At 73.9% G+C, this 12,869-nt stretch carries 12 protein-coding genes; 5 read left to right on the top strand and 7 right to left on the bottom strand.

Annotated elements, in window-relative coordinates; translation table 11 throughout:
* Nucleotides 1-26 precede the first annotated feature (26 nt).
* The 4 genes from SMD20_RS15595 to yczR are packed head-to-tail and all read right to left on the bottom strand — an operon-like array spanning nt 27 to nt 3,858.
* On the bottom strand, nt 27-746 hold the full coding sequence (locus SMD20_RS15595) for an ABC transporter permease (protein ID WP_329581032.1): 720 nt from the start codon (nt 744-746) through the stop codon (nt 27-29).
* Nucleotides 743-1,666: an ABC transporter ATP-binding protein gene (locus SMD20_RS15590; protein ID WP_329581030.1), complete on the bottom strand. Its 924-nt coding sequence runs from the start codon at nt 1,664-1,666 to the stop codon at nt 743-745. Before SMD20_RS15590 ends, SMD20_RS15595 begins: the two co-directional genes overlap by 4 nt.
* Nucleotides 1,667-1,712: 46 nt before the next feature.
* On the bottom strand, nt 1,713-2,414 hold the full coding sequence (locus SMD20_RS15585) for an alpha/beta hydrolase (protein ID WP_329581028.1): 702 nt from the start codon (nt 2,412-2,414) through the stop codon (nt 1,713-1,715).
* 13 nt (nt 2,415-2,427) lie between these two features.
* Entirely contained in the window at nt 2,428-3,858 is a 1,431-nt protein-coding gene (yczR, locus tag SMD20_RS15580; RefSeq protein ID WP_329581026.1) for an aminotransferase-like domain-containing protein, read from the bottom strand.
* A gap of 59 nt (nt 3,859-3,917) precedes the next feature.
* On the opposite strand from yczR, the gene SMD20_RS15575 reads away from it, so the two are divergent.
* Together SMD20_RS15575 and SMD20_RS15570 are read left to right on the top strand one after the other, a co-directional pair.
* The gene (locus SMD20_RS15575; protein ID WP_329581024.1) at nt 3,918-5,090 is read left to right on the top strand and encodes a trans-sulfuration enzyme family protein; all 1,173 of its coding nucleotides are present in this window, start codon (nt 3,918-3,920) and stop codon (nt 5,088-5,090) included.
* 42 nt (nt 5,091-5,132) lie between these two features.
* Complete coding sequence (locus tag SMD20_RS15570; RefSeq protein ID WP_329581022.1) at nt 5,133-6,068, top strand: serine/threonine dehydratase; 936 nt, start codon at nt 5,133-5,135, stop codon at nt 6,066-6,068.
* Between the two features lie 48 nt (nt 6,069-6,116).
* On the opposite strand, the gene panB is transcribed toward SMD20_RS15570, so the two are convergent.
* The gene (panB, locus tag SMD20_RS15565) at nt 6,117-6,965 is read right to left on the bottom strand and encodes a 3-methyl-2-oxobutanoate hydroxymethyltransferase (RefSeq protein WP_329581020.1); all 849 of its coding nucleotides are present in this window, start codon (nt 6,963-6,965) and stop codon (nt 6,117-6,119) included.
* 186 nt (nt 6,966-7,151) lie between these two features.
* On the opposite strand from panB, the gene SMD20_RS15560 reads away from it, so the two are divergent.
* The 3 genes from SMD20_RS15560 to SMD20_RS15550 all read left to right on the top strand — a co-directional run bounded on the left by SMD20_RS15560 (nt 7,152) and on the right by SMD20_RS15550 (nt 10,864).
* Nucleotides 7,152-8,513, top strand: coding sequence for an MFS transporter (locus tag SMD20_RS15560; RefSeq protein WP_329581017.1), 1,362 nt, complete (start codon nt 7,152-7,154; stop codon nt 8,511-8,513).
* Between the two features lie 181 nt (nt 8,514-8,694).
* A complete protein-coding gene (locus tag SMD20_RS15555) occupies nt 8,695-10,245 on the top strand; it encodes a DHA2 family efflux MFS transporter permease subunit (RefSeq protein WP_329581014.1) in 1,551 nt (516 codons plus the stop codon).
* Between the two features lie 7 nt (nt 10,246-10,252).
* Complete coding sequence (locus tag SMD20_RS15550) at nt 10,253-10,864, top strand: TetR/AcrR family transcriptional regulator (protein ID WP_329581011.1); 612 nt, start codon at nt 10,253-10,255, stop codon at nt 10,862-10,864.
* A gap of 149 nt (nt 10,865-11,013) precedes the next feature.
* Here SMD20_RS15550 and SMD20_RS15545 read toward each other — a convergent pair whose 3' ends face one another.
* Nucleotides 11,014-11,805 (bottom strand): ABC transporter permease, encoded by a 792-nt coding sequence (locus SMD20_RS15545; protein WP_329581008.1) that lies wholly within the window; start codon nt 11,803-11,805, stop codon nt 11,014-11,016.
* Nucleotides 11,802-12,824, bottom strand: coding sequence for an ATP-binding cassette domain-containing protein (locus SMD20_RS15540; protein ID WP_329581005.1), 1,023 nt, complete (start codon nt 12,822-12,824; stop codon nt 11,802-11,804). Before SMD20_RS15540 ends, SMD20_RS15545 begins: the two co-directional genes overlap by 4 nt.
* Between the last annotated feature and the right edge of the window lie 45 nt (nt 12,825-12,869).

Below are 12,869 nucleotides of genomic sequence, written 5' to 3'. Positions count from 1 at the left end.
CCGATTATGTCCCTTCTGCGGCGGTGTCAGGACCGGCGAGGTTCCCAGCGGAACCACAGCCGCAGCGCCACGAGCCCCACCGCCGCCCATCCCGCCAGCACCAGCACCGCCCGGAGCGGCTCGCCGGTGCGCACCGCGTCCACGACCACCGAGGTCGGCAGCAGGTCCAGCGCGGGCCGCAGCCACGACGGCAGCGGGATCGGCCCCATCGCGCCCGCCGACACGCCGGCGATGAGGAAGACCGGCATCGTGTACGCCGCCGCGAGCTCCGCCCGCGGCACCGCCGCCGTGTACGCGGCGCCGAGCAGCGCCATCACGGCCGAACCCGCCGCCACGACCAGCGCGACGACCAGGGCGTTCGGCGGCGGCGCGACCCCGGCGGCCAGGAACACGGCCACCGCGCACCCCACGATCACCAGGAACGTCTGGGTGGCGTTGGAGCTGATCTGCCCGGCCAGGATCTGCCCGTCGGTCAGCTCGGTCGCCCGCAGCCGCTTGAGCACGAGCTGGTCGCGGCGGCCGGTCAGCGCGACCGTGATGTTCATGAACGCGGTGATCGACAGCACGATGGCCAGCGTGGCGGGGAAAAGCTCGGCCGCGGCGGCGGGGCCGTCGGACCGTACGTGCCGCATGAGCAGCGGCATCCCGATCGACAGCCCCACGGGCGTGATGACGGAGGCGAACAGCATGGCCTTGTCCCGCCAGAACAGGCGGGCGCCGAGCCGGTAGGTGGCGGCGAAGCTCATCGGGCGCCTCCCGCCTGCGAGAGCGCGGCGTCCCCGTCGTGGTCGCCGCCGAGGTCGAGGAAGAGGTCCTCCAGCGTGGCCTGGCGCACCTCCAGGCCCGCCAGCCGCAGCCCCCGCCCGGCGGCCCAGGTCAGCAGCGTCTGCGCGGCCAGGTCGGGATCGTCGGCGCGGCACACCGCCCGCCCGTCCTCGACCGCGGCAGGCAGCGGCAGCTCGCCGGGGTCCACGTGCTCGGGCAGCAGGAACGACACCCGCCCGGCCCGCCCGGCCAGCGTCTCGGCCATGCCGCCCGCGGCCACGACGCGGCCCGCGTCCATGATCGCCATGCTGCCGGCCAGGCGCTGCGCCTCCTCCAGGTAGTGGGTGGTCAGCAGGATCGTGACGCCCTCCGCGGCCAGGCCGCGGACGACGTCCCAGGTGGCCGCCCGCGCCTCCGGGTCCATGCCGGTGGTCGGCTCGTCGAGGAACAGCACCCGGGGCCGGCCCAGCAGGGCCAGCGCCAGGTCCAGCCGGCGCCGCTCGCCGCCGGAGAGCTGCCGCACCCGCACGTCCGCGCGCCCGGCCAGCCCGGCCAGCTCCAGGACCTCGGCGCGCGGGCGGGGCGCGGCGACGAAGCCCCGCCAGGTGTCGACGGTCGCGGCCACGGTCAGGTCGGGGAAGAACCCGGCCTCCTGGAGCATGATCCCGGTGCTGCGGCGCAGGGCCGCGCGGGCGGTGTGGGGGTCGAGGCCGAGCACCCGCACCTCGCCCGCGTCGGCCCGCTGGAACCCGGCCAGCACCTCGACGGTCGTCGTCTTGCCCGCGCCGTTCCTGCCGAGCAGCGCGAAGATCTCCCCCTCCGCCACCTCGAACGAGATGCCGCGCACCGCCTCGAAGCCCTGATGGCTCTTCCTGAGCCCGCTCACCTGGATCGTCGTCATGGCTCCGACTATCGCCCGGCGGGCACTCAGGACGGCAGTGAAGAATTCACGACTTACGCGACAACTTCAGCAGCGCGTCCGTGACGGCCTCGGGCTCGACGAGCTGGTGCAGGTGCAGTCCGGGCAGCCGGGTCACCGGCCAGCCGCGCCGGCCGGCCTCCTCGGCCGCCCCCTCGTACGGCGGCCCGAACCACAGGCAGGAGCACCTGACCTCGTCCCATCCGGCGGGCACCGGCACGGACTGCGTGTAGTAGTCGAGCGGCAGCCGCGGCTGCTCGGCCGTCACCCGTACCCGCACGGCGGGGTCGGGCAGCAGGGCCGCCACGTCCTCCTCGTCCCACCAGTCGGTCCAGCGGGGCAGCACGCCGTCGGGGCCGGCCAGGCCGCGCAGGAACGGCAGGAAGTCCTCCTCCGCGACGCGTACGAGGCCGGCGGACGGCGGGACGTGGGCGTCGGCGAACACGCACGCCACCACGCGCTCGCCCAGCCCCTCCTTGATCGCGGGCAGGAAGAACCCGGCGTTGCTGTGCACCACGAGCACGAGCGGCGAGCCGGGCCCGGCGTCCCCGACCACGGCGTCTCTCACGGCGGTCACGACGCGCGGCCAGTAGGGCGGGCCGCCCGCCGAGATGCCGGTCAGGTCGGGAACCACGACGGGGTGGCCGCGCCGCTCCAGCGACTCCGCCACCGGCGCCCAGGTCGAAGGGCCGACCGAGGGGCTGTGCACTAGTACGAAGGTCGTCTCCACGCCCTCCACACTCTCAGACGATCAGGGTGTGCCGAGCCGCCGCGCGGCCCGTGCCGTCGAAGGCCGCCCAGGCCAGGGCCAGGTTGTTCACCGCTCGCGAAAGCTCGTCCGCGGGCAGCAGAAAGTGCAGCCGCATCCGGTCGGCGTGCCCTCCCAGCGGGTCGAACGAGCGGCCGGGCGGCACCGCCACCCCGTGCCGGAGCGCCACCTGGGCGAAGGCGTCCACCTCGCCGCGCGGGACGCGGACCCAGATCGTCTGGCCGCCCCCGGCCGGCTCGAACGTCCACGACGGCAGCCGGGCGCGCAGTTCGGCGCACAGGTGGTCGTGGCGGGCGGCCAGGGCGCGCACCCGCGGGGCGCGTACCTCGTCCAGGCGGCGCAGCAGCGTGGCGGCGGCGAGCTGGCTGACCACCTCGCCCCCGAGGTCGTGCACGGCCCGCAGCCGCGACAGCCGCGACACCAGCGGGGCGGCGGCCCGGATCCAGCCGACCCGCAGCCCGCCCCAGACCAGCTTGCTCATCGAGCCGACGGTGATCACCTGCTCTCCCCGCCCGAACGCGGCGAGCGGCGGCGGCGCCGGTCCCGAGAAGCACAGCTCGGCGCAGACCTCGTCGTCGACCAGCGGCACGTCGTGCTCGGCGGCGAGCGCGGCCAGCCGCCGCCGCTCGGGAACCAGCATGATCGCGCCGTCCGGGTTGCGGGCGGTCGGGACGAAGTAGGCGAGGGCGGGCCGCTCCCGCAGCGCCGCGCCCAGCCCCTCCGGCGTCACCGGCCGGACCACGGCCGCCGCGTGCCGGAACACCTCCAGCGCCCCCGGGTACGTCGGCGACTCGGTCAGCACGGTGTCGCCGGGCGCCACGAGGAGGCCGGCGAGCAGCGTGAGCGCCTGCTGGGCGCCCGTCGTCACCATGATCTCCCCGGGCTCGGTGGGCAGCCCGCGCCCCGTGTAGTACGCGGCCAGCGCGGCCCGGAGCGCCGGGTGGCCCGCCGGCTGGTAGCCCAGGTCGCGCAGGCCGGACAGGGAGCGGGCGGCCTCCTCGTACGCCTCGCGCAGCGCCTCCGGCGGGTCGTCGGGCGCGGCGCAGGTGAGCAGCGCGACGCCGTCCGGCGGATGCAGGAGGTGCAGCAGCAGCGGGTTGGCGGGCACGCCGTCGGCGGTCCTGCTGGCGGGCAGGTCGAGCGCGGCCACCCGGGTGCCGCTGCCCTGGCGGCGCGTCACCCGGCCCTCCTGCTGGAGCAGGTCGTACGCGGCGACCACGGTGCCCCGGCCCACCGCCAGCCGCCGGGCCAGCACCCGGTCCGGCGGCAGCGGCACTCCCGGCGGCAGCACGCCGTCGTCGATCAGCGCCCGGAGGCGGGCGGCCAGCAGCAGGTAGAGCGGGCCGCGCCCGGACGCCCAGCGGCCCAGCAGATCGATGAGGTCGTCCAGATTGGCCCCATTCATGAGCCAATTCTGCCGGATTGGCTCTCAACCAGCGCCGCCGCGCGGGAGATGCTGGTGGTATGACCGATTACCGCCCAGAGACCAGAACCGTGCACATCCCTCAGGCGCCGGTGGACGGCAGCCGCCCGATGACCGTGCCGATCTACCAGACCTCCGGGTTCTCCTTCTCCGACCCGGCCGTCATGGCCGACGCGATGGGGAACCCGTCCGGGCCGTTCGTCTACTCGCGCTACACCAACCCCACCGTCCGCTCCCTGGAGCTGGCCGTCTCCGGGCTGGAGGGCGGCGCGGGCGCGATCGCCACCGGCTCCGGCATGGGCGCGATCAACACCGTCCTGCTCGGCCTGCTCAGGCCCGGCGACCACCTCATCGCCCAGCAGGCGCTGTACGGCGGCACCTCGGCGATGCTGGCCGAGCTCGCGGGCAGGTTCGGGATCGAGGTCACGTACGTGCCGGAGAACGACCCCGCCGCCCTGCGCGCCGCCCGGCGGCCGGAGACGAAGCTCGTCTACCTGGAGACGATCAGCAACCCGACGGCGCTGATCGCCGACCTGCCGGGCATGTGCGCGGCGGCCCGCGAGCTCGGCCTGCTGTCCGTGGTCGACAACACCTTCGCCACGCCGATGCTGTGCCGGCCCATCGAGCACGGGGCCGACGTCGTCGTGCACTCCACCACCAAGTACCTGTCCGGGCACACGGACGTCATCGGCGGGCTGGCCGTCTTCGCCGAGGCCGGGCTGTACGAGCGGGTCTGGCGCTTCGCGATCGAGCTGGGGGCGGCGGCCGACCCGTTCGCGGCCTGGCTGGTGGTGCGCGGGCTGCAGACGCTCGCCTTGCGGATGGAGCGGCACTGCGCCAACGCCGACCACCTGGCCACGCGGCTCGCCGCACATCCGGCGGTGTCGGCGGTGCACTGGCCGGGGCTGGCCTCGCATCCGTCGTACGAGCTGGGGCGCAAGCTGCTGCCCGGGTTCGGCGGGGTGTTCTCGTTCGAGCTGGCGGGCGGGCGCGCGGCGGGGGAGAGGTTCATGAAGGCGGTACGGCTGGCGATGCTCGCCCCCTCGCTCGGCGGGGTCGAGACGCTGGTCATGCACCCCGCGACCACCTCGCACCGGTCGCTGACCGCCGAGGAGCTGGCGGCGAACGGCATCGGCGAGGGCACCGTGCGGATCGCGGTCGGCATCGAGCATCCGGAGGACCTCTGGGCCGACGTGTCGCAGGCGCTCGCGTAGCCTGCGAGACGTACAGTCCGAGCTCGTACCGGGGAGAATGTCATGATCGCCGATGGGACCGCCGTCACCCGTGAGGACGTCGCCGCCGCCGCCCGGCGGATCGCCGGGCTCGTGCTGCGCACGCCCGTGCTGGAGGTCTCGCCGGGGCTGTTCATGAAGCTGGAGCTGCTGCAGCACTCCGGGTCGTTCAAGGTGCGCGGGGCGTTCAACCGGATCCTGTCGGCGGGCCCGCTGCCGGACAGCGGCGTGATCGCGGCCAGCGGCGGCAACCACGGGCTCGCGGTGGCGTACGCGGCGCGGACGCTCGGCGTGCGGGCCGAGATCTTCGTGCCCGAGGTGACCAGCCCCGTCAAGGTGGCGGGGCTGGCGGCGCTGGGCGCGCACGTCACCCAGACCGGGGCGATCTACGCCGAGGCGGCGGAGGCGGCGGCCAAACGGGCCGCCGAGACGGGCGCGCTCTCCGTCCACGCCTACGACCAGCCCGAGGTGATCGCCGGGCAGGGCACGACCGGGCTGGAGATCATGGAGCAGACCGGCGGTGTGGACAGCGTGCTGGTGGCCGTCGGCGGGGGCGGCTTCGCGGCCGGCATCACCCTCGGCACCGGCGACAGCGGCGGTGGCGGGCCGCGGATCGTGGCCGTCGAGCCCGAGCTGATCCCCACGCTGAACGCGGCCCTGGGGGCGGGCGAGCCGGTGCAGGTCGGGGTGAGCGGGGTGGGCGCGGACGCCCTGGGCGCCAGCAGGATCGGCGGGCTGGCCTTCGGCGTCCTGTCCGGGCCGCGCGTGCGCAGCGTGCTGGTGCCGGACGAGGCGATCGTGGCGGCGCGGCGCACCCTGTGGGAGCGGCACCGGGTGGTGGCCGAGCACGCGGGGGCGGCGGCGTACGCGGCGCTGCTGTCGGGGGCGTACCGGCCGGAGGAGGGGGAGCGGGTGGCGGTCGTCGTCTGCGGCTCCAACACCGACCCGGCCGGCCTCTGACCTGCGCGGGAGCGCGCCGCCCCGCCGTGGGGCGGCGCGCCCGCGAGGTCAGCTGTAGGTGTGCTCCGGTGCGGGGAACGCGCCGGAGGTGACGTCGGCGGCGAAGGCGCGGGCCGCGCGGTCCAGGTCGCCGGCGAGGTCGGCGTACCGCTTGACGAACTTCGCCGGACGCGGCGTCAGCCCCATCAGGTCCTGCCACACCAGCACCTGCGCGTCCGTGTGCGCCCCCGCCCCGATCCCGATCGTCGGGATCGCGAGGGACGTCGTCACCCGGTGCGCCAGCTCGGCCGGCACGCACTCCAGCACGACGGAGAACGCCCCGGCCCGCTCCAGGTCCTTGGCGTCGGCCATGAGCTCGTCGCCCGACTGGCCCCGCCCCTGCACGCGGTAGCCGCCGAGCACGTTGACCGACTGCGGGGTCAGCCCGAGGTGCGCCATCACCGGCACTCCGGCCGAGACCAGCGCCTCGACCTGCGGCAGGATGCGCCGGCCGCCCTCCAGCTTGACCGCGTGCGCGCCCGCCTCCTTCATGAAGCGGGCGGCCGACTCCAGGGCCTGCGCCGGCGAGCCCTGGTAGGACCCGAACGGCAGGTCGGCGACGACCAGCGCCCGCGACGAGCCGCGTACGACGGCCGCGGTGAGCGGCAGCAGGTCGTCGACCGTGACCGGCAGCGTGGAGTCGTAGCCGTAGACGACCATGGCGGCCGAGTCGCCCACGAGCAGCACGGGGATGCCGGCCGCGTCGAACACCCGCGCCGTCATGGCGTCGTAGGCGGTGACCATGGGCCACCGCTCTCCGCGCTCCTTGGCGGCGGCGAGGTCGCGGACGGTGACGCGGCGGCCGGCGGCGCCGCCGTACAGCGTCGTCGTGGGGGTGGGGGTGGTGGAAGAGGACATGGATCAACCCTCCTGAGCCGTCTCGAGGCGCCCCAGTGGCGTCCCCGGACCTCCTCCGATGATGGCATGCGAGGTCAAGGGGGCAAACAGGCCGCGAGGGGGCCGTGGGAAGAACGCCGCGCGGAAAACCCAGTGGCGAAAGTGTCGGTGCCTGTTGCCAGAATCTATGCGGAGGTAACGAACACCATGGCTCTCGACCCTTACCGACGGCTGCTCAAAATTCCGGGCGTCCCCACCCTGTTGCTGGTGGGGCTGCTGGCCCGGATGCCGGCCACCGCCACGGGCATGGCGCTGACCCTGCACGTAGCCCAGGTCCTGCACCTGGGCTACGCCAAGGCCGGGCTGGTCACGATGGCGAGCACGATCGGCATGGCCATCGGCTCGCCGCTGTCGGGAAGGCTCGTCGACCGGCACGGGCTGCGTCCCGTGCTCGCCGTCACCACCGTGGCGCAGGCGGCGTTCTGGTCGTGCGCGTGGGCGCTGCCGTTCCCCGCGCTCGCCGCGGCGGCGGCGCTGGCGGGGCTGCTGGCGCTGCCGGTGTTCAGCGTGACCCGGCAGTGCCTGGCCGCCATGGTGCCCGCACCGCAGCGGCGCACCGCGTTCACGATCGACTCGATGCTGGTCGAGCTGTCCTACATGACCGGTCCCGCGCTGGCCGTGGCGGGCCTGACCGCGCTGGGCAGCACCGTGACGATGACGGTCATCGGGGCCGGCATGACGCTCGCGGGCATCGGCCTGCTCACGCTCAACCCGCCCACCCGCTCGGAGGCCGAGAAGGAGCACGAGGCGCGGGGGATCAAGGTGGCGCGGCGCGAGTGGCTGACGCCCGCGTTCGGCGGGCTGATGGCCACGGTGGCGGCGGCCACGTTCGTGCTCACCGCGACCGAGCTGTCCCTGGTCGCCACCATGACCGACGCGGGCGACACCGAGTGGGTGGGCCTCGCCGTCGGCATCTGGTGCGTCTACTCGCTGGTCGGCGGCTTCGTGTACGGCGGGCTGTCGCGCGGCTTCTCGCCGTTCGCGCTGATCGCGGCCATGGGGCTGCTGACGGTGCCCGTCGGGCTGGTGGCCGGCGACTGGCGCTGGCTCGTCCTGGCGCTGCTGCCGGCCGGGCTGCTGTGCGCGCCGGCGCTGTCGTCCACGGTCGACGTCGTCAGCGGCCGGGTGCCGGCGACGGCCAGGGGCGAGGCGATGGGCCTCCACGGCACCGCGCTGCTCATCGGCGGCGCGGCCTCCGCGCCGATCGCCGGGGCGGTCATCGACGGCGTGGGGTCGTCGTGGGCCTTCGCGGTGGCGGGGCTGGCAGGCGTGGCCATCGTGCTGGCCGCGCTGCCGCTGTGGCGCCGCCGGCCTCCCGCGCCGCCGGACATGGCGGACACGGTCCCGGCGCCGCCGGACATGGCGGACACGGTCCCGGCGCCGCCGGAGGAGCCGGCTGCTGCTCCGGGGGTCTCGGAGGCTGCGGAGGTCCCGGGGGTTCCTGCGGCCCCGTCGACCCTGGCTGCGGCTGCGGCTGGTGCGGCGGCTCCGGAGGCGCCGGCGCCATGAGCTGATCGCGCGGCACCGGGCCACGGGGGCGTCGGTGCCGCGCGTTCGTACATGACGTGCCGGTGACGGGAGGGGGCCGCCCGTTCACACGGAATTTACGAAACGGGACCGTTGCGTATCGGAATGCCTTGCGATACGTTTGCGTAGCGAAACTCAGTCGTATCGAAATTAAGGACGTTCCATGGACCCGAATTCGGGGCACCCACGCCGATGGGCCATCCTCGGCGTACTGGTGTTCAGCCTCTTGGCGGTCGTGCTCGACAACACGATCCTCAACGTGGCGATGAAGACCATCGCCGATCCCGCGGCAGGCTTGGGCGCGACGCAGAGCGAGCTGGAATGGGCGATCAATTCCTACACCCTGGTGTTCGCCGGGTTGTTGTTCACCTTCGGCGTGATCGGTGACCGCACGGGCCGCAAGCGCATGCTGGTCGTCGGCATGGTGCTGTTCGGCCTGGCCTCGCTCGCCAGCGCCTACGCCCAGGACCCGATGCAGCTCATCCTGGCCAGGGCGGCGATGGGCATCGGCGGCGCGGCGATCATGCCGGCCACCTTGGCGATCATCTCCAACGTGTTCCCGCCCGCCGAGCGCGGCCGCGCGATCGGCGTGTGGGCGGGCGGCGTGGGCCTCGCCGTCGCGATCGGCCCCATCACGGGCGGCCTGCTGATCCAGCACTTCTGGTGGGGCTCGGTCTTCCTCGTCAACGTGCCGATCGTCGTCATCGGGATGATCCTCATCGCCACGATCGTGCCCGAGTCGAAGGACCCGAAGCCGTCCAAGCTCGACCCGGTCGGCGTGATCCTGTCCATCATCGGCCTGGTCTCCCTCGTCTACGGCATCATCCGCGGCGGCTACCTCGGCACCGTGGCCAGCGCCGAGGTGCTGGTGCCCACCCTCGCCGGAGTGGCGGTGCTGGGCGCGTTCGTCTGGTGGGAGCGGCGCATCGACCACCCGGTCTTCGACGTACGCAGCTTCGCCGACCCCAAGTTCGGCTCGGCCATCGGCATGATGGGCATCGTGTTCTTCGCGATGATGGGCGGGATGTTCTTCCTGACCTTCTACCTGCAGATCGTGCTGGGTTACACGGCGCTGCAGGCGGGAGCGCTGATGATCCCGTTCGCCGCCGCGCAGCTCATCTTCGCGCCGCTCAGCCAGCGGGTGAACGAGCGCGTCGGCGCCAAGCTGGCCGCCACCGTCAGCATGATCGTGATCGCGCTGGTGCTGACCAGCTACGCGTTCATGACCGAGAACACCCCGATCCTGCTCATCGAGGTCGTCTTCTTCGTCCAGGGCGCCGCGATGGCCAACATCATGCCGCCCGCCACGACCGCGATCATGGAGGCGCTGCCCCGGGAGAAGGCCGGCGTCGGCTCGGCCATGAGCAACACCGTCCGCCAGGTGGCCGGCGCGCTCGGTGTGGCCGTGCTCGGCTCGGTGCTGTCATCGACCTACCGTGGGCAGATGGAGCCGGTGCTCGCCGGTCTGCCGGCCGGCGTCCAGCACGCCGCCGGCGAGTCCATCATGGCCACCATGGGCGTGGCCGAGGCGCTCGGCGAGCGCGGCCAGGCCCTGGTCAAGCCGGCGTTCGCGGCGTTCATCGACGGCATGCACGTCACGGCGCTCGTCTCGGCCGCGATCGCGCTGCTCGGCGTCGTCGTGGTGGCCCGGTGGATGCCAGGGAAGCCGAAGCCGGTCCAGCAGGTGGAGCAGAAGGAACCAGCGGTAGTGTGATGCCGCGATGACCATCCAGGGAACAGGGACCGCCCGTCCGGCCGGGCGCCCGCGCAGCGAGAAGGCCGAGAAAGCGATCATCGAGGCGACCCTCGACCTGATCGCCGAGGGCATGGGCGTCTCCGAGCTGTCCATCGAGGCGATCGCGTCGAGGGCGGGCGTCGGCAAGACCACGATCTACCGGCGCTGGTCCAACAAGGAGGACCTGGTCGTCGACGCCCTGGCCACCCTCAAGGCGCCGCTGCCGCCGCTCGCCGGCGTCTCCGTGCGCGACGACCTCATCACCCTGCTCGACGCCATGCGCGCCGAGTCCGGCAACCGGCGCGGCCGGTGCGTGATGAACATCGCGATGAGCGAGGCCGACCGGCACCCGCGGCTGCTGGAACGCTTCGTCGAGCGCGCCGTCGAGCCGCGGCGGCGCGCCCTCCGGGAGGTCCTCGAACGCGGCGTCGCCACGGGCGAGCTACGGCCCGACCTCGACGTCACCCTGGCCATGGCCATCCTGTCCGGCACGATGATGTGGCAGTCGAAGTGGGGACCGGCCGGCGACCTGCCGGAGGACCTCGCCGAACGGGTCGTCGACGTGGTCCTCGCCGGCATGGCCCCGCCCGCCCCGTAAAGCGCCCCGGCGCCCCGGCATGGCTCCGCCCGTGCTGTGCGATGGCGTCCCGGCGCTCCGGCCGACAGGGTCCGCCGCGTGGAGAGAGTTCCGGCGGGGCGGTCCGGCCCCGCCCCACCGGACCAGGGCGTCCTGGCGGGGCGGGCGGGTCACGACGAGGTGCGGCGGCGGAAGAGCAGGGCCGCGACGGGCAGGCTGAGCGCCACGATGCCCGCCAGCCAGGCCGCCGCCACCACCCCCGACGACCCCATCGGCACCCCGTCCAGGAGCAGCGAGCGCAGGGTCGCGACGGCCGGCGTCAGCGGCTGGTTGGCGGCGAAGTCGCGCAGCACGCCCGGCATGGTCTCCGCGGGGACGACCCCGTCCGACACGTACGGCAGGAACAGCACCACGAAGCTGAACGCCCCCGCCGCCTGGGTCGAGCGCACCAGCAGACCCCAGACGGCCGCCAGCGACGACATCGCCAGCACGTACCCCGCCAGCAGGGCCGCCACCAGCAGCCACTCCGTGAGCGTGGCGTGCGGCCGGAACCCGAGGAGCACCGCCGCCGCCAGGGCCAGGCCGCAGGCCACCACGTTGCGGAGCACCGAGGCGAGCACGTGCCCAGCCGGCACCAGCCAGCCGCCGATCGGCAGCGTGCGGAAGCGGTCCATCATGCCGCCGGTCATGTCCTCGGCGATGGTGATGGCGGTCGTGGCGGCGCCGTACCCGCCGGACATCAGCAGCACGGCGGGAACCACGAAGTCGATGTACGCCAGGCCGCTGGAGCCGGTGCTGATCGCGCCGCCGAAGACGTAGACGAAGACCACCATGATGATCACGGGCAGGGCGACGTTCACGATCAGGCCGTCGATGACGCGCAGCTCGCGGCGCAGGTCGCGGACGACCAGGCGGTAGAGGTCGCCCGCCGCGGCCGCCCTGGGCGGGTGGATCGCGCTCATGCCGCGGCCTCCGTCAGCTCGAAGAAGACGTCGTCGAGGGTGGGGCTGCGCAGCTCCACCCGCTCGACCTCGACGGCGGCGCGGTGGAGGGCGTCCAGCGCGCGCCGCAGGTCGCCGGGACCGTGCACGGCCAGCGTGATCTCCCGCCGCCCGGCCCGCTGACCATCCTGCCGGCCGTCCTGTGGCGCTGTCGTCTGCTGTGCTGCTGCCGGTCGGGCGGCGGGTGCGAGGGCGGCGGGGCTGAGGGCGGCGAGGGCCGCGCGGGCCCGTGGCACGTCCTCGGGACCGGCCAGGCTCAGCACCAGCCGCTCGGTCCCCACCTGGCGCTTCAGCTCGGCGGGGGAGCCGTCGGCTACGAGCCGCCCGCCGTGGATCACCGCGACCCGGTCGGCGAGCTGGTCGGCCTCCTCCAGGTACTGCGTGGTCAGCAGGATCGTGGTCCCCGAGGCGAGCAACTCCCGGATCACCGCCCACAGCTCGGCGCGGCTGCGCGGATCGAGCCCGGTCGTGGGCTCGTCGAGGAACAGGATCCGCGGCTCGGCCACCATCCCGGCCGCGAGGTCCAGCCGCCGTCGCATGCCGCCCGAGTACGTCCCCACCTGCCGGTCCGCGGCCCCGGTCAGGTCGAAGCGCTCCAGCAGCTCGCCGGCCCGCCGCCGCGCCGTACGGCGTCCCAGGTGGTGCAGCCCGGCGAACAGCTCCAGATTCTCCCGGCCGGTCAGGAGGTCGTCCACCGTGGCCTGCTGTGCCGTCAGCCCGATCACCCGCCGCACGGCCCGCCCCTCGCGCGTGACGTCGTGGCCGCCGACGGTCGCGGTGCCGCCGTCGGGGGCGAGCAGCGTGGTCAGGATGCGGACGGTGGTCGTCTTGCCCGAGCCGTTGGGGCCGAGCAGGGCCAGCAGCGTGCCCGTCGGCACGGTCAGGTCGATCCCGGTGAGGACCTGGGTCTCCCCGAACGACTTCGTCAGCCCACGGGCGTGGATTGAATCTGTTAATGGCCTACTGTGTATGGCATTCATAGTTTCAACCATAATGCAGAATCCTAGGAGCGAGTCAAGGAGGGG

Source organism: Nonomuraea sp. LP-02 (assembly GCF_036289125.1).
Taxonomy (GTDB): domain Bacteria; phylum Actinomycetota; class Actinomycetes; order Streptosporangiales; family Streptosporangiaceae; genus Nonomuraea; species Nonomuraea bangladeshensis.
Note: the sequence above shows the minus strand (reverse complement) of the source record. Positions and strands in the feature narration are given on the sequence as shown.

Excerpts from the sequence above, each read along its gene's own strand:
- SMD20_RS15540 (WP_329581005.1), bottom strand. The coding sequence starts at position 12,824 with ATGAATGCCATACACAGTAGGCCATTAACAGATTCAATCCACGCCCGT.
- SMD20_RS15575 (WP_329581024.1), top strand. The coding sequence starts at position 3,918 with ATGACCGATTACCGCCCAGAGACCAGAACCGTGCACATCCCTCAGGCG.
- SMD20_RS15595 (WP_329581032.1), bottom strand. The coding sequence starts at position 746 with ATGAGCTTCGCCGCCACCTACCGGCTCGGCGCCCGCCTGTTCTGGCGG.
- SMD20_RS15555 (WP_329581014.1), top strand. The coding sequence starts at position 8,695 with ATGGACCCGAATTCGGGGCACCCACGCCGATGGGCCATCCTCGGCGTA.
- SMD20_RS15570 (WP_329581022.1), top strand. The coding sequence starts at position 5,133 with ATGATCGCCGATGGGACCGCCGTCACCCGTGAGGACGTCGCCGCCGCC.
- SMD20_RS15550 (WP_329581011.1), top strand. The coding sequence starts at position 10,253 with ATGACCATCCAGGGAACAGGGACCGCCCGTCCGGCCGGGCGCCCGCGC.
- panB (WP_329581020.1), bottom strand. The coding sequence starts at position 6,965 with ATGTCCTCTTCCACCACCCCCACCCCCACGACGACGCTGTACGGCGGC.
- SMD20_RS15545 (WP_329581008.1), bottom strand. The coding sequence starts at position 11,805 with ATGAGCGCGATCCACCCGCCCAGGGCGGCCGCGGCGGGCGACCTCTAC.
- SMD20_RS15590 (WP_329581030.1), bottom strand. The coding sequence starts at position 1,666 with ATGACGACGATCCAGGTGAGCGGGCTCAGGAAGAGCCATCAGGGCTTC.
- yczR (WP_329581026.1), bottom strand. The coding sequence starts at position 3,858 with ATGAATGGGGCCAATCTGGACGACCTCATCGATCTGCTGGGCCGCTGG.
- SMD20_RS15560 (WP_329581017.1), top strand. The coding sequence starts at position 7,152 with ATGGCTCTCGACCCTTACCGACGGCTGCTCAAAATTCCGGGCGTCCCC.